We start from the raw sequence: 15,230 nt of genomic DNA on the forward strand, positions 1-15,230 counted from the left end.
GAACCGGACTCGGCCTTCGGCCACGAGATGGGTGATGTGCACGGCATCCTCGCATGGGCGCACGTGGCGCCTATACGCCGCTTGCGATCGCTCCCTGCTCGATTCGCACACATTCGATATCTCGCCGATCCTCCGCGAATCGCTGCCAGCCGAGAACCTGGCGCCGGCGTTTGATTGCGAACTGCTCGCGCTCGTCGAGGACCGTCCTGTTGCAATCGAGGAGTTCGCCCGTCAGATGATCGATGTCGAAGAATTGCACGCGGGCGAGGCCGACAGGATGCTGCGCCGCTCTGGAGAAGTGACGGCATCGGCGGAACGCATGGCGGGCCCGCCCTGATCAAACGGACCATGGCGGCATGTGCGTGGCGCGCCCACGCACGATGGCGCGTCCCGTCGACCTATCTGGCTGGAAGACCCAGTATTTCACGCGCTCGTGCAGCGCTCGCCACGGGTCGGCCATATTCGCCGCATAATGAGGCCACCCGCGCAACCAGTTGCGCGTTGCTCTTCGCCAGCGTGTCCTTGTCCCAGCGAACGTTGTCTTCCAGACCCGTGCGGCAGTGGCCGCCCATTTCGAGAGTCCAGTGATTGACCTCCAACTGATGCCGCCCGATCCCGGCGGCGGTCCACGTTGCGTCCGGCAATAGCGCCTTGAGTTGTTGCACCTCGAACTCAAGAATCTCACGACGCGCGGGCAGCGCGTTTTTTACACCCATCACGAACTGAACGTGCACAGGGGATTTCAGCAGTCCTTGTTGCACCAGGTCCACCGTGCTGTACAACATCGCCAGATCAAAGATCTCGATTTCCGGTTTGACATCATAGTCGAGCATCATTTTCGCAAGCGCACGCACAAAGTCCGGCGGATTCTCATAAACAGTCGTCGGAAAATTGACAGAACCCGTAGCGAGCGATGCCATATCCGGGCGCAGATCGAGCATCGCTCCGCGTTGCTCGAACGAACGGCCACGACCGCCCGTTGAAAACTGGATGATGATGTCAGGGCAGTGGCTCCGGATGCCCTCCTGGAGAGCGGCGAAACTCGACCGGTCGGAACTGGAGTTCTCCTGCTCGTCACGCACGTGCAGATGAACGAGCGATGCTCCGGCTTCGTACGCTTCATGCGTACTTTCAATCTGCTCGGAGATCGTGATCGGCACCGCCGGGTTGTCCTTCTTGCGCGGAACTGAGCCAGTGATGGCAACGGAGATGACGCACGGTTCGCTCATGGCTCGCACTCCAGTTCAAGATTGACGTCCCATCCGTGTGACGGGCGACCATGACCGCATGCCTCGCGAAATGCCCGTGCACCACGTGTTCCAAGTCTAGTTCAAATGCGCGCAATGAGAATCGTGCCTCGGCGCGCTGGCCGCAACCCGCGTCGGACTCACGTCAGTCCGAAGGGCATTGATCTGCGCGCGGTAGCCGACAGGCTCGGTGACGTGCCGCCGAACACGACGGGTTTCTACCTTCATACGGAAGGAACAGGACAGGCGCATCGTTCAGCGGTGAAACGTCACCGGATAATCCGGGAAGAACAGCGCCCCCGGAAGTAGCTCAGTTTTTGATGTTTTCCTCGCAATCTTCCCAGTACCTCAGCGGGTCGTGATGTTGTGGATAGCGTGTGTCGAGCCATGCCGACAACCGGTTCCAATCGGGATGGTTGGTACCGGTTTGAGCCGACCAGGTCGACGACCTCTCAAGAATCTGACCGTTCCCGCGATCACGGACAAGCAAGCTGCCGAGTCCGCTTGAACTATTGGCCTGCGACTCGACCAGATACCGTGGCAGGATTCTGAGTTCAGCATCCTTGGCCCACCCGTATAAGGCGCGGACCATGCCGGACGGATCTCGCAACTCTATCGGGCCGCTTTCCGGGCGAACGGCAGTCCATCCTTCAGGAAACTCGGCGACAACCTCGTTTTTGCCCTCCCTCACCCACTTCACGCGCCATGCCCGCGCGATCGCCTCGCGCATGCGCGATACCGACTCGTAGCCGTGCGGCAACTCGATCGCCATCGGAAGCGTAATAAGGTTGTCTTTCCAGAGTTTGGTTTCGTCGTCCACGCGCTCGACCGCGTCGAATGCCCCTGCTTCGAACGGGTTCTCGGGCCGGCTCGATACCCTCGCCTTCCCCTCGGGCAGCCCCTCGAAAAGGCGCTCGGCATCATGGCGGGTAAGTTTTGTCTTTCCTTTCTTCATGGGTCTCTCTGCAGCACAGTTGTCTCGCTAACGCCAGCCCTGGTGACCGAAGTCGGGCGCCATGTCCTCTCGCGCGCGTTTGAAGCCTCACGATTCCATTTTGCGCTATTCGCCCCTTCCTGGCGTGCGCGACGGCGATGGCACGGTTCGTGCCGCGATTCCTGCCTCATGGGCGGCTCAAATCGTGGCCTGTCCGATACGTCTTGGCCACAAGGCTGTTTGCAAAGACGCAGTCTGCTCCTGATATTGCTTCGACACGACAGCGGCAGCCGACTTGAGGAAAGTGGGATGACTACGCCAACAGGCCCACCCGCAGATTCGCACCCAATATCTGCGAGTGTCAAAACAAAATTGAACCCTGACCTTGCTCGAGGCTGCTGGCGATAGCAAGGTGGCCTGAATTCATTTCAAGGATACGTTTGTTATCCGAGCAATTTGCCGGCGCGAAACTGACACCGGCCTCGTGTTGCCGCGAAGAGCAAAATGGACTCAAAAACTATGCCGCACTCCCGCCATCACGCCAAGCTGACCGATACCCGGCGCGGGGGTCGTACCTCCGCCTCCCTGGCTGACCGTATACGCCGCCTTTTCGCTATTCCACAAATACGCTCCTTGCAAATACACTGCCGTGCGCTTGGATAGCAGATACGTCGTGCGTAATGCCGCAATCGTGCCACGCGTATCGTCATGATCGTTGATGATGTGATACACCCCGCCGTCGACGACTAACGCGGGCGTCACCGGATACGACGCTGTCAGATAGAACTGATCCGAATGCACGTTCGGCGTGGCCGCCGAAACCGTGTTGACGCGTCGTCCGAGCCAGCCGCCGCCCAGCCGTAGAGCCCCGATATGGCCATAGCCGTTTAATTGCATACGTACGTCGGTGTCGCCAGGGTTGGCGAACGCGAACGAAGGCGTCCCGTCGTACAGGTTCGCGAGCGCGCCCGGGCCGCCATGCTGTTGGTCGTAGGCCGCGGCGACGCCATAGCCGTTGCGATCATAACGCAGCATCGCAGACCACTCGCGGCACGTTTGCGAGCTGCCTGGCACCGGGCCCACGCACGTACCCTGCCCCGGCGAATTGCCCGTGCCGGCCGAATCGCGGCCAAACGACCAGGTTGCGCCCAGCGTGAATCCCGCGTAGCTGCCTTTGTACGCGATGGTGTTGTCGCTGCGCGAGCTCGGCAGATACTGGTCGAACGAAGCCGTACCGCCGTAGATGTCAGGGCCGAGCAGGTCGGCATCGGCGATCGCCCAGAAAGTCATGGTGTACTGGCGTCCGAACGTCAGCGCACCATACGGCGTATTCACGCCGACCCATGCCTGGCGGCCGAACAGGCGGCCGCCCTGATTCAGCGTGCCGCTGCGCGTGTTGAAGCCGCTTTCGAGCGCGAAGATCGCCGACCACCCCCCGCCCAGCCCTTCCGTGCCGCGCAAGCCCCAGCGAGAGGGCATCTCCCCCGTGATACCCGGCATGCGCACGACGCTGCCGCCGGTTGCATTCGCGTGCGAAACGTATTCGATACCCGTATCGAGAATGCCGTAAAGCGTCACACTGCTTTGCGCACATGCAATCGTGCTCACGCCTGACAAGGCAAGTCCTGCTGCGATTCGAAATTTCATAGTCTCCATGGTTTCCCGTCTCTTCGGCCTGCCTGAATCAACACGCGACCGGTTTCTATTGGACGTGCATGACGATGCATGCTCGTCACACTCACTACATTTTGATTCGGATACCGTATTAAATAGACGCGAGATAGCCACTTGTGAGACACAAGAAATGGCTAGCAGCAACGAAAGAGAATCAACCTATCCAGCCATGCCCCTCGCGATACGGACGCACCACGAGGGACGGCCGATCAGAGCCCTTGCGCAGCGCGCGCGGCCGGGATATGACGGCGCACCACCGCGAGCGCGATCAACACCATGACCATGGCGGTGCCGAGCATCAACAGATAGCCCGACGCACCGCCGGCGGTGATGACCGCCGCGCCCGCGAACGCGCTGAGAATCGCGCCGACGCGTCCGAACGCGAGTGCCGACGCCGTGCCTGTTGCACGCACGCTGGTCGGGTAGACGTAGGCACAAAGTGCATACATCGTCGACTGCACCGCGTTGACGAAGAGACCGTGCAGGCCGAGGCCGACAATCAGCAGTGCGGTGTGTTGCGTCGCATTGACCCCTGTCAGCATCCACGCGCTCGCCACACCGCCGAGGCAACAAAGCAGCAACGGCCAGCGCGAGCCGTAGCGCCCGATGGCGAGCGCGCACAGCAACGCGCCGATTACGCCGCCGAAGTTGTATGCACTGAGGCCATAGCCCGCGAGCGGCACGCTCAACCCTTCACTCGTCAACATGGACGGCAGCCAGCTGAATGCGGCGTACACCGCCAGCAAGCACATGAAGAACGCCCCCCAGATGGCGACGGTGTCGCGCGCGCAGCCGTCGCGGAACAACGCCGTGAAGCCAACATGCTTCTCCGCGCTCTGCTCGCGCACATCGGTGAAACTCGCATCGGCAGGGACTTCACGCGCCATGCGCCGCAGCAAACCGACGAGTTCCGGCCAGCGGCGCGGCCGGCGCGCCAGAAAGCGCGGCGACTCAGGCAGTGCGGCGAGCAGCACGACGGCCAGCACGAGCGGCAGCACGCCGCCCGCGACAAACAGGCCGCGCCAACCGTAGACCGGCAACACATGTCCGGCGAACAGTCCTGCGACCATGCCGCCAAGCGGCACGCAGAGAATCGTCGCCGTTACCGCGAAGGTGCGAAAACGTGCGGGCGTGAATTCGGCAGTCATCGTGGTCGAAGTGGGCAGCGCGCCGCCGATACCTAACCCTGCGATAAAGCGCAGCGCCGCGATGGCCGCGACATTCGGCGCGAGGCTAATCGCACAGGTTGCCGTGCCGAACACGAGCACGCTGCCGATCACGGCCCAGCGCCGGCCGAAGCGGTCCGCGAACAGACCGGCGAACGCACTGCCAATGCCCATGCCGATGAGCCCCGACGCCACCACGGGCGCGAACGCGTTGCGCGTGATGCCCCACTCTTTGGTGAGCAGCGGAATCGCAAAGCCGATCAGTTGGCTGTCGAATCCGTCAACGACAATCGACAGCGCCGCGAGCAACACCGCTATCTTTTGCAACAGCGTATAAGGACCGTCGTCGAGCGCATGACCGATGTCTACCACGCCTGCGCCGCGGCTTGTTCCCGCGAGGGTAGCGTCGTCATGCGCGGCCGGACTCGCTGCGCAAGCGGGGGGAACGTAACTCATGAGGCTGTCTCCGTTTGGTGCGCTTCGCGCGCGTTTATAGATTTCTTGTTGTCGTCAGTATGGTCAGCGCAGCAGGTTATGGGTATTTCCGATTTGCGCCAAAGCCATGACGTTTATGCAAGTCTTCAGGGACCGCCCGACTTTGGGAATCAACGTGCGCCGCGCGCGTCGACGAGCCGCACGAGTTGGAGCAGGCAGTCCGTGCATGGCACAGCAACGCCCACCGCGTGTGCCGCCGCGACGACCGCGCCATTGATTGCCTCGATCTCGGTCTTGCGGCCCGCGAGCACGTCCTGCAGCATCGATGGCCGATGCGCACGATGATTCGCGAGCGCATGGCGTACGTTGCCGACGACATGCGCTTCATCGACCGCAACGCCGCTTGCCCGCGCGACCGCGGCGACCTCTGCGACGATCTTCAGCGTCAGCGCCTCGCCGTCAGGCAGGTTCGAGAGTTCGCCCACCGTACATTGGGTGAGCGCGCAAACGCTGTTGAGCGCGGCGTTGAACGCGACTTTCTCCCAGATTGCGGACCATACGTCGGGGTCGGCCGTGCAGTTCAACGCGGCCGAGTTCAGCGCATCGACCGTGCGCCGCACGTGCGCGTGCGCCTCACCGTCCGCGTTCATCAGGCGGATCTCGCCCGCGCCATGCGAGCTCACCTGCGCGGCGCCGGGCTTGTCCGCCGGCCATGTGGTCATGCCCACCATCACGCGTTCACGCGGAACATGCCGCGCAATCCGTTCGACGTTGCCGAGGCCGTTCTGCAACGACAGCACCGCGGTATGCGGCCCGAGCAAGGCCTGGGCGGACGCGAGCGCCGCTTCGGTATGCATCGTCTTCGTGAAGACGATCAGTAGTTGCGGCGCAGCCGCGACCTGCTCGGGACGGCTCACGCACAGGTTGCTGACGACGCGCGAGCCCGTGTCCGTGGTCAGGTGCAGCCCCTCGCGACGAATCGCGTCGAGATGCGTGTCGTCGATATCGACAAGCGTCACACGGTGGTCCGCTTCGGCGAGCAAGCCGCCGAACAACGAACCCATCGCGCCCGCGCCGAGAATTGCAATGTCCAATGCCTGAAGCATCGCGGCCCTCCGGGTCAGAACGGATAGTGGCGTGGCGCCGTCTGGAGCGTGACCCAACGCAGATCGGTGAATTCCGCGATCCCCGCCTTGCCGCCGAAGTGGCCGAAGCCGCTTGCCTTCACGCCGCCGAACGGCATTTGCGCCTCGTCGTGCACAGTCGCACCGTTGATGTGGCAGATACCCGACTCGATACGCTTTGCGACGTTCCACGCGCGCGCAGTGTCGCGACTGAACACGGCGGCGGACAGGCCATACTCGTTGTCGTTCGCGCAGGCAATGGCGGCCTCTTCGCCGCGCACGCGCACGATCGCCTTCACGGGACCGAACGATTCCTCGTGGTAGATGCGCATGGCGGGGCTGACGCGATCGAGCAGCGTGGCAGGCATCAGCGTGGTCTCGCTCTTGCCGCCGCACACAAGCACCGCGCCTTTCGAGACCGCGTCGTCGATCAGCGCGTTGCAGCGCTCCACGGTGCTCATGTCGACCACGGAGCCAAGCACGACCGGCCCCTTGCGCGGATCGCCGATCGGCAACGCACGCGCGCGCACGGCGAGCTGGTCGACGAACGCATCGGCGATGCGCTCATCGACAACGATGCGCTCCGTCGACATGCAAATCTGCCCCGAGTTGGCAAATGCACCGAACACGGCAGCGTTCACGGCGGCGCCGATGTCGGCGTCGTCGAGCACGACAAGCGGCGCCTTGCCGCCGAGTTCGAGCACGGCGGGTTTCAAATGGCGCGCGCATGTTTCGGCGATGATGCGACCCACGCGCGTCGAGCCCGTGAAGTTCACGCGACGCACCTGCGGGTGTCTGATCATCGCGTCGACGATCGGCGCGGCATCGGCGGGTGCGTTGGTCACAAAGTTGACCGTGCCACGCGGCAAGCCCGCCTCCTGCATCGCTTCGACGATGAGGCCGTGGGTAGCGGGGCAAATCTCGGAGCCCTTGAGCACGACGGTGTTGCCGCACGCGAGCGGCAGCGCGATCGCGCGTACCGCGAGAATCACGGGCGCGTTCCACGGTGCCATGCCGAGCACCACGCCGGCGGGCTGGCGCACGCCCATCGCGAGGCTGCCGAGGACATCCGACGGAATCAGTTCGCCGGCGATCTGCGTCGTGAGCGCAGCCGCCTCGATCAGCCCCGCCGCGGCCAGGTGCACGTTGAACCCTGCCCAGATGCCCGAGGCGCCGGTCTCGGCGGCCATTGCGGCAGCAAACCCATCGGCCTTCGCTTCGAGCGCGTGCGCGGCCTTCGTCAACAGCGCACGCCGCTCGCTCGGGCCGAGTGCCGACCATACTGGAAACGCGGCGGCGGCAGCATCGACGGCAGCCACGGCGTCCTCGACCGTCGCGGCCGGCGCGCGGGTGGCGACCTCGCCGTCAAGAGGGTTGCGGCGCTCGAAGGTCGCACCGTTACGCGCCTGCACCTGTTCGCCGCCGATCAGCATCGATATGGCATTCATCGCCTGTCCCGTTGTTTGAATGAAAGAAATGCGCGTTACGCGACAACGACCTCGACGAGCGTCGGGCCGTCATCTGGAGCGCTTGTCGCGAGTGCACTACGCAACGCATCGGCGAGTCTGGCCGCCTCGCTCACACGTTCGCCGGGACACCCCATGCCCTTTGCGAGCATCACGAAGTCGAGACCCGGCAGATCCGTGCCCTGCACCGTCTCGTGCGGCGCGAACCCGAAAACGGGCGCAAAATCCTGCAGCGCGGCATAGCGCGTGTTGTTCAGGATGACGAACGTAATCGGCAGCTGCATCTGTACCGCGCTCCAGATCGCCTGGATCGAGTACATGCTGGAGCCGTCGCCGATCAGCGCGATCACGCGCTCGCCGGGCCGCGCCAGCGCGACGCCGACCGCCGCCGGCATACCGTAGCCGAGGCCGCCGCTGTCCATCGTCATAAACGTGCCGGCGCGCGTGATCGGCAGATAGGTCTGCATCACGGGCCGCGCGCTCGGCGCTTCTTCGACGACCACGCCTGCGGGATCACGCACCTCTGCGAGCGTCTGCAGCGCGAACGCTACCGACATGCGCTCGCTGCCCGACGACGGCGGCAGTGCTCGCGGCGGCAGCGCGCGTGGCGCGGGCAATGCACGAGCTTTCGGCGCGGCCCGCGTGAGCAGGTCCTGCACGCCGAGCCGCACGTTGCCGACCGCGGCGATGCCTTGCGGCGTCCACGCGGCGACGCCGGGGTCGTCGATCAACTGGCACAACTGTGCGCCCGCCGGCACGTGCGGGCCGGAGCCTTCGACGTGATACGTAAACGCAGGTGCGCCAATCACGAAGATCGCGTCATGCCCACCGAGCAATTCGACGATGCGCTCGCGCATCGCGGGCAGAAAGCCCGCAAACAGACGATGGCTTTCGGGGAAGCTGCAGCGCCCCGTCATCGGCGCGACGTAGACACGCGCGTGATGGCGTTCCGCGAGCTGTATCACGTCGGGCACCGCGCCCGCTCGATCCACCGCGCCACCGACCACGAACGCGGGCCGCTCGCAGGCGTCGAGCAGCGCGCCGATACGTTCGAGCATCGCAGGCTCGGGACGCATCGTATGCGCGACCTCGCTCACCGGCACCGGTTCGGCGGGCTGATCCCAGTCGTCGGCGGGAATCGAGACGAACACCGGGCCGCGTGGCTCCTGCATCGCGATTGCATACGCGCGCGCAATCGCGAGGGGCACGTCCTGCGCACGCGCTGGCTCGATGCTCCATTTCACATAAGGCTTAGGCAACTCGGTGGCTTGTGTCGCGGCGAGAAACGGATCGAACGGCAGGATCGAGCGGGCCTGCTGGCCGGCAGTGACCACGAGCGGTGTGCGGTTGCGAAACGCCGTGAAGATGTTGCCCATTGCATTGCCGACGCCTGCCGCCGAGTGCAGGTTCACCAGCGCCGCGTTGCCCGTGGCCTGCGCGTAGCCGTCGGCCATGCCGACCACCACGGCTTCCTGCAGGCCGAGCACATAGCGGAAATCCGCCGGGAAGTCGCGAAACATCGGTAATTCGGTCGAGCCGGGGTTCGCGAAGATCGACGTCATGCCGACGCGGCGCGCGAAGTCGATGACCGCGTCGCGTACGGTCCATTGGCGGGCGCCACGGGCGCCATATTCATTAACCTGCCCGTGATTCTGCTGCGGCGCACTGCCTGTCATGCGAGGCCTCCACTGTGGTGAACACGAAAAATCCGAGGGTCATTATCGTGGCAGGCCGGATGACTTTAAATTGCCTATTCCGCCAAAAGGCATTACCTTTTTGCATGACTTACAACCTTCAGCAGCTCCAGGCGTTCACGATCATCGTCGAAAGCGGCAGCCTCGGCCGCGCGGCCGAAGCCCTGCACATCACCCAGCCGGCGCTGAGCCGGGCCATCCGGCGTCTCGAGGAACAGGTCGGTGCGCCGCTTTTCGAGCGCCATTCGCGAGGCATGCATCTGACGGCAGTCGGCGAGGCGCTGCTCCCGCACGCCGTGCTGCTACAGCGCGAAGCCGAGCAGGCGCGCGAGGAAATCGACGCGCTACGGGGACTCGCGCGCGGCACGATCCGCGTCGGTGCGGTTGGCAGCATCGCGAGCCTCGTGTTGCCGCTCGCGGTGAGCGGCGTGCTCGGCAAATGGCCGAATTTGCGCGTGCAGATCATCGAGGGGGTGTGGGACCGGCTCGCCGATGCGCTCGTCAAGCGCGAGATCGATCTCGCGCTCAGCATGGCCGTGCCCGATACTGACGAGATCATGGCCATCGCCGATTGCCGTTGGGAAGATGCAAGCTACGTGGTGGCGGCGCTCGATCATCCGTTGCGGCGCAAGCCCAAACTCACGCTCGCCGACACGCTGGGCGAGCGCTGGGCCATTCCGCCGCGCGGCACCGGCCCGTTCGAGCACATGCAGCGCGTATTTGCGGAACAGGGACTGGGCCTGCCGAATATAGTCGTCGAAACGCGCTCGATCACCGCGCTGAAAAGCCTCGTTGCCCGTTCCGGTTTTTTGAGCTGGATGGCATCGACCATGTATGTCACCGAAAGCAAGGCTGGAGTGTTCGATACGCTCGGCGTGCCCGGCGTGCTCGGGCGGCGCACACTCACGGCGTTCCGGCGGCGGCAAGGCATCCTGCCGAGCCCTGCAGTGAAGCTACTGGAGCAGTTACGGCAATTGACGGCCGCCGGGTCAACTCAGCCTGAGGCATGAGGGGCGCGAAGGGTACGCGGAAGGTCGCGCTTATGGTCGACCGGTCACACCCGTTGGAAGGCGGACGATGGGCGCAACCGCAAAGGGCATTCTGCGATGTTTTGGGTGTTCCACCTCGCCCAACAAAGCAATTGCATAGTGTTCCTGAGAGATTCTGCTCTTACCTTCTGGATCGACACGCCGGTCATCTGCACAGTCCGACATTTACCCGTTCGTCGATCCATAGCGCAAGAAGCGTATATCCAGTACAGGATGATTGCGCGAAAGACTTCGGGCCGTCGCATCATGCACAATGACTCGGCCTATGCATGCCTTTCCATCGCAATGCGCAATTGTTGTGCATAGTCACGTGGCGCGTGGACCCAACGCGAGGCCTGCGGACGGGATACAGAAGCGTCACGAGCAAGTTGAGCGAACGGGGTTCCAAGCCACGCTCGCTCGGCGCACACGGGTGAAGTGGCGCTTAATGCCGGCCGGCCTGATGCCCTCAACGGAATACCGCTACAGAACACCAACCGTCGCAAAGCGCCGCCTCCGCTAATGCAGCGTCAGGTCCCAACCGGACGGATTGACAGTGCGTTTCTTACGGAGACCACGCCGGGTACACCCTTGGCCACCTCGGTTGCCCGGTCGCTTTGCGCCTGAAGAGGGACGCTGCCTTGCAACGTGACGGCACCATCACGAGCGCGGATGGTGACGTTGGACATCGCGATCCCTCTATCCTTCACCAACGCCGAACGAACCTGGCGCTGTAGCGCCCGGTTCGCCGCTTTCAGCGATTTGTAGTGCTGCCGTGCGCCAGCCGTTGTACTTGCGGGGGTCGCCGGGGCGGCCTCGCTCGACTGTGCGTAGGCATGGATCGAACTCAGGATGAGAAGTGCTGCGCCTGCGGTCTTGACTGTGCGAATTACGTTCATGCATTTTCTCCTGCTGTCAAAATTGTCAACGGTCCAAAATAGGGAACGCTGCACCGTTAAGGACTTGTCAAGCGAACTCTGATAGAACGATATTGCAACACTGCGTGGGTCAGCGATATGCAGACGCAAGCAACCGTAATCACTAAAAAAAGTCTGATGCGTCCGGTAGCAACAATACCTCAACTCTTGGCAGAGTGAAAAAAAAAAGAGGCTTTGACGCGACGTTCCGCCGGGAATCATACAAGCGTCGTAAAGCGCTTTTCATTCCTGCTGATGCACTTTAACTCAGTCTACGCGGCATCGAAGAGCTGCGGGTCGAGCGTGTGTGCGATAAGGTCAGCGCATGCTTCGCTCGCCGTATGAAAGCAGCGCCGCCAGTGTCGCAGCACATGGCACCTTGGCGAAGTGTCTGTAGCGTTGCGCGGCGAGCTTTACCGGTGTAGCACGCCGTTGATCAACACAGGACTCAACCTGAATCAACGACACCAGACCCAGCGCCCGGCGCTCCGCATACACCGATTGCGTTTGACGTCCCAAAACACGGGTCTTCTGTGATGCTGACACCGCGGCGTCAGGTGTACCTACTGTTCCCGTATCCATTCAACTCCGCAGAGTAAATCCGGTATGGGTTGCGAGAACGCGAGTTCAATGAATACGGTCGATTGCGCCTTCTGATACCAGACGGCCGTTGGGACGATGCAGGACTGGCCGGAAGTCGCAGAAACGTGAACGCGGAAAGCTCCGAACGGATGCGCACGCTCACGGCGTGCTTCCCCTTCTGCACGGACTATGTCGCTCAGGATCCTGACGGCAATATCGTAGATAGCGGTCTCCTGCCCCAGTCGACGCGATGCGTGGCATCGTACGTTGTAGCAGTTGCGGCCGACAGATGGCCCTGAAGCGCCGCTGCGGAGCGCGAGTGCCCCCGGTGGTTGTGTTTTATCCGGTGAGCTACCTGGGTCAAGCTGCCGCGGTCACCTACACGCATGTCAGTACGCATATTTTGCAGCGTATGCAGAGGGTTTTCACCGACCCCGGATCGCTTGTTTATCAGGCTCCTTGATAATAGACTTTTATATCAGGAAACCTGATAACTCGAACTGTCGGCAATGCAGCGACGTTCACACCATCCATGATCTGCACTTCGGCCGGGCACATCCATGCAAAGGTTCATCAGACTTCTGTTAGCAACCGTTTTGACCACCCTCACCTTCTCTCACGCGCTCGCTTCGGAATCGGATGCGGGCCACGCCGAATTCGAACCGCCTAAACCCGGGTTGACGTACATGGGCCGCTTCTCGGTCGATCTGACCGCGCCGATCTGGGAATTGGGCAAGACCAGCGACGCGGGAAAGCGCCGCATCATCCCGATCACGGGTGGCAATTTCAAGGGACCGCTGGTGAACGGCGAGATCCTGAATAACGGCGCTGACTGGCAGGTGGTGACGTCGGATGGACTTGCTGTGATCGACACGCGTTATCTTCTCAAGATGGACGACGGCGAACTGGTCTACCTGCAAACGAAGGGATTGCGATACGGTCCCGCCGATGTGATGGCAGATGTGGCGAAGGGCAAACCGGTGGATCCGAACAAGTACTACTTTCGGCTGTATATGACGTTCGAGACGACGTCCGCCAAATATGCGTGGCTGAATCGCGCGATGGCTGTGGGGTATGCGAGGGCGGCGTACCGGTAGGAAGCGCGATGCCGCCATTCAAGGGCGCTCTCAAAGAAGATGAAATCTGGAAAATCATCACTTATCTCCGGGTACTTTAGACCCGAAACCGCGCCGCTTTCCCGGCAAGGTGGACTGCAGGCTCACCATGCAAGGCAAGCTTGCGAGCCGAGTTTTGCCGCGCGTCAAGACTGTCCTGCGAATGCTCGCACAGTACCGCGAGGGCGAAGTCCATATGCGGGCAAGCTGGATTTGCACACGTGCTGATGTAGTTGCAAATCTCGGTGTTATCACCTCCGGGCTGGTGATCCTGGCGACCGGATGCCGGTATGCCGACCTGTTCGTCGGTCTTGCAATCAGCACATACGTGGCGAAGGAAGCGGTTGAGATCTGGCAGCAGGCCAGCAAGTCGAGCGATCACGGCTCCGCTGTCTCAGGACACTGATGTGCCAAACAGCAACCTGCGCTGCCGGTCGCTCGGCTCGAGTACGAGTGATGCCAGAATCGCACCCCGAGCGTGCACCTCCCGAAGGTAGGCTACTTCAGCGACCTGCAGTCGTGTCCGCCGTCCGACCGAACAAGAGGAGCACGATGGTCAAGACGCAGAAACCTACTCCCGCGTAGAACGTCGCAGCCGCGCCCAAGCGGTCCCATAGGGCGCCCGCGATAACGCTCGACACAAGCGTAACGATACCGCTGAGCAGGTTGAAGAAGCCAAACGCGGTGCCGCGTAGTTGCGCGGGCGCGGTGTGAGCGACCATCGTGGCCATCAACCCCTGCGTCATTCCCATGTGCAGGCCCCACAGCCCGACACCCAGGAGCACGATGCTCCAGTGCGTACCATGCGCTAGCACGACATCCGACGCAATCAACATTGCGAGGCCCGCAATCAGCAGCCTCGTGTGGTTCATCGTGTCGGCCAGTTTCCCCAAGGGATAAGCCGACAGTGCATACACGACGTTCATTGCGACCATCACGAGCGGAACCAGCGCAATCGGCACGCCGCTTCCCATTGCGCGCAACACGAGGAACGCTTCACTAAACCGGGCGAGTGCGAATACCCCGCCCACGACGACAACCCACCAGTAGCTCATGCCGAGTTGCCTGATGCTGTCCCAGCGAATCGGATTAACCCGATTTGCGCCCGGCTCCCGCGCGGGCTCATCGATGCCAAACGTTAGCAGAGCAACAGCGAACAGGCCGGGAATGACAGCAAGCCAGAAAGCGAGGCGGAAATTATCGGCCCACACTAGCATGATGACAACGGCCAGCAGCGGCCCGAGGAATGCGCCAACGGTGTCCAGCGACTGGCGAAGCCCGAATGCAGCACCTCGCAGATGGGGCGGCGTGACGTCGGCGACGAGCGCATCGCGCGGCGCGCCTCTGATGCCTTTGCCTACCCGGTCCATGATGCGCGCGGTCACCACGATGCCGATGGTTGGTGCAATGGCAAATAGCGGTTTGCTTAGTGCCCCCAGTCCGTATCCGGCGACGGCAAGCCATTTGCGATTGCCCAGATAGTCGCTGAGAGTCCCGGAGAACACTTTGACGATGGGGGCGGTCGCCTCAGCGATGCCTTCGATGAGGCCAATCGTCGCCGCACTGGCACCGAGACTTGCCATTAAGAACATCGGCAACAGACTGTGGATGATTTCGGACGAGACATCCATGAAAAGGCTGACACAGCCGAGCACCCAGACGCTGCGCGGAATTTGCCGAAGAACACTGAGCGGCAGTTCGGTTTTCATCGAAAATTCTGATTTCTGAATGCACAACGTAGATGGTCGGAGCGCCGTCGGTCAGAGGCACACGAACTGTAGATGGCCCGTCAATTTTTCGGCTCGCGTCTTTACCCAACCGCTCTCCTAAGAATTTTCGAGGCCCTGA

The 15,230-nt window shown here is 62.4% G+C and carries 14 protein-coding genes; 4 read left to right on the top strand and 10 right to left on the bottom strand.

Annotated features, from left to right (window positions below; translation table 11 throughout):
• Positions 1–34 precede the first annotated feature (34 nt).
• The gene (locus tag PQQ53_RS28615) at positions 35–337 is read left to right on the top strand and encodes a hypothetical protein (protein ID WP_408327876.1); all 303 of its coding nucleotides are present in this window, start codon (positions 35–37) and stop codon (positions 335–337) included.
• Between the two features lie 61 nt (positions 338–398).
• Here the strand turns inward: PQQ53_RS28615 and PQQ53_RS28620 are convergent, their stop codons facing one another.
• The 7 genes from PQQ53_RS28620 to mdlC all read right to left on the bottom strand — a co-directional run bounded on the left by PQQ53_RS28620 (position 399) and on the right by mdlC (position 9,722).
• Positions 399–1,229 carry a 3-oxoadipate:acetyl-CoA acetyltransferase gene (locus tag PQQ53_RS28620; RefSeq protein ID WP_408145808.1) on the bottom strand — a complete coding sequence of 277 codons (831 nt, stop codon included), beginning with the start codon at positions 1,227–1,229 and terminating at the stop codon, positions 399–401.
• 328 nt (positions 1,230–1,557) lie between these two features.
• Complete coding sequence (locus tag PQQ53_RS28625; RefSeq protein ID WP_408327879.1) at positions 1,558–2,202, bottom strand: hypothetical protein; 645 nt, start codon at positions 2,200–2,202, stop codon at positions 1,558–1,560.
• 489 nt (positions 2,203–2,691) lie between these two features.
• Positions 2,692–3,828, bottom strand: coding sequence for a porin (locus PQQ53_RS28630; RefSeq protein ID WP_408327882.1), 1,137 nt, complete (start codon positions 3,826–3,828; stop codon positions 2,692–2,694).
• Positions 3,829–4,064: 236 nt separating this feature from the next.
• The gene (locus PQQ53_RS28635; RefSeq protein WP_408145813.1) at positions 4,065–5,477 is read right to left on the bottom strand and encodes an MFS transporter; all 1,413 of its coding nucleotides are present in this window, start codon (positions 5,475–5,477) and stop codon (positions 4,065–4,067) included.
• A gap of 149 nt (positions 5,478–5,626) precedes the next feature.
• Entirely contained in the window at positions 5,627–6,550 is a 924-nt protein-coding gene (locus PQQ53_RS28640) for a ketopantoate reductase family protein (RefSeq protein ID WP_408327984.1), read from the bottom strand.
• A 26-nt stretch (positions 6,551–6,576) separates the two neighbouring features.
• A complete protein-coding gene (locus tag PQQ53_RS28645; protein WP_408327884.1) occupies positions 6,577–8,028 on the bottom strand; it encodes an aldehyde dehydrogenase in 1,452 nt (483 codons plus the stop codon).
• A gap of 35 nt (positions 8,029–8,063) precedes the next feature.
• Positions 8,064–9,722 (bottom strand): benzoylformate decarboxylase, encoded by a 1,659-nt coding sequence (gene mdlC / locus PQQ53_RS28650; protein ID WP_408327887.1) that lies wholly within the window; start codon positions 9,720–9,722, stop codon positions 8,064–8,066.
• 104 nt (positions 9,723–9,826) lie between these two features.
• Here mdlC and PQQ53_RS28655 point away from each other — a divergent pair, with 104 nt between their 5' ends.
• Positions 9,827–10,750, top strand: a complete 924-nt coding sequence (locus tag PQQ53_RS28655; RefSeq protein ID WP_408155518.1) for a LysR family transcriptional regulator — start codon at positions 9,827–9,829, stop codon at positions 10,748–10,750.
• A 548-nt stretch (positions 10,751–11,298) separates the two neighbouring features.
• Here PQQ53_RS28655 and PQQ53_RS28660 read toward each other — a convergent pair.
• Together PQQ53_RS28660 and PQQ53_RS28665 are read right to left on the bottom strand one after the other, a co-directional pair.
• Entirely contained in the window at positions 11,299–11,667 is a 369-nt protein-coding gene (locus PQQ53_RS28660; protein WP_408145820.1) for a BON domain-containing protein, read from the bottom strand.
• 336 nt (positions 11,668–12,003) lie between these two features.
• On the bottom strand, positions 12,004–12,267 hold the full coding sequence (locus tag PQQ53_RS28665; protein ID WP_408145822.1) for a hypothetical protein: 264 nt from the start codon (positions 12,265–12,267) through the stop codon (positions 12,004–12,006).
• Positions 12,268–12,863: 596 nt separating this feature from the next.
• On the opposite strand from PQQ53_RS28665, the gene PQQ53_RS28670 reads away from it, so the two are divergent.
• Positions 12,864–13,364, top strand: a complete 501-nt coding sequence (locus PQQ53_RS28670; protein ID WP_408327890.1) for a DUF3237 domain-containing protein — start codon at positions 12,864–12,866, stop codon at positions 13,362–13,364.
• A gap of 127 nt (positions 13,365–13,491) precedes the next feature.
• Positions 13,492–13,788 (top strand): cation efflux transmembrane domain-containing protein, encoded by a 297-nt coding sequence (locus tag PQQ53_RS28675; protein ID WP_408155522.1) that lies wholly within the window; start codon positions 13,492–13,494, stop codon positions 13,786–13,788.
• Between the two features lie 97 nt (positions 13,789–13,885).
• On the opposite strand, the gene PQQ53_RS28680 is transcribed toward PQQ53_RS28675, so the two are convergent.
• On the bottom strand, positions 13,886–15,091 hold the full coding sequence (locus PQQ53_RS28680; protein ID WP_408145827.1) for an MFS transporter: 1,206 nt from the start codon (positions 15,089–15,091) through the stop codon (positions 13,886–13,888).
• Positions 15,092–15,230: the final 139 nt, after the last annotated feature.

Origin of the sequence: Paraburkholderia strydomiana (genome assembly GCF_046030495.1) — a bacterium.
GTDB lineage: Bacteria > Pseudomonadota > Gammaproteobacteria > Burkholderiales > Burkholderiaceae > Paraburkholderia > Paraburkholderia strydomiana_A.

Coding starts and splice junctions, on each gene's coding strand:
- PQQ53_RS28615 (WP_408327876.1), top strand. CDS start 35: ATGTGCACGGCATCCTCGCATGGGCGCACGTGGCGCCTATACGCCGCT.
- PQQ53_RS28620 (WP_408145808.1), bottom strand. CDS start 1,229: ATGAGCGAACCGTGCGTCATCTCCGTTGCCATCACTGGCTCAGTTCCG.
- PQQ53_RS28625 (WP_408327879.1), bottom strand. CDS start 2,202: ATGAAGAAAGGAAAGACAAAACTTACCCGCCATGATGCCGAGCGCCTT.
- PQQ53_RS28630 (WP_408327882.1), bottom strand. CDS start 3,828: ATGAAATTTCGAATCGCAGCAGGACTTGCCTTGTCAGGCGTGAGCACG.
- PQQ53_RS28635 (WP_408145813.1), bottom strand. CDS start 5,477: ATGAGTTACGTTCCCCCCGCTTGCGCAGCGAGTCCGGCCGCGCATGAC.
- PQQ53_RS28645 (WP_408327884.1), bottom strand. CDS start 8,028: ATGAATGCCATATCGATGCTGATCGGCGGCGAACAGGTGCAGGCGCGT.
- mdlC (WP_408327887.1), bottom strand. CDS start 9,722: ATGACAGGCAGTGCGCCGCAGCAGAATCACGGGCAGGTTAATGAATAT.
- PQQ53_RS28655 (WP_408155518.1), top strand. CDS start 9,827: ATGACTTACAACCTTCAGCAGCTCCAGGCGTTCACGATCATCGTCGAA.
- PQQ53_RS28660 (WP_408145820.1), bottom strand. CDS start 11,667: ATGAACGTAATTCGCACAGTCAAGACCGCAGGCGCAGCACTTCTCATC.
- PQQ53_RS28665 (WP_408145822.1), bottom strand. CDS start 12,267: ATGGATACGGGAACAGTAGGTACACCTGACGCCGCGGTGTCAGCATCA.
- PQQ53_RS28675 (WP_408155522.1), top strand. CDS start 13,492: ATGCAAGGCAAGCTTGCGAGCCGAGTTTTGCCGCGCGTCAAGACTGTC.
- PQQ53_RS28680 (WP_408145827.1), bottom strand. CDS start 15,091: ATGAAAACCGAACTGCCGCTCAGTGTTCTTCGGCAAATTCCGCGCAGC.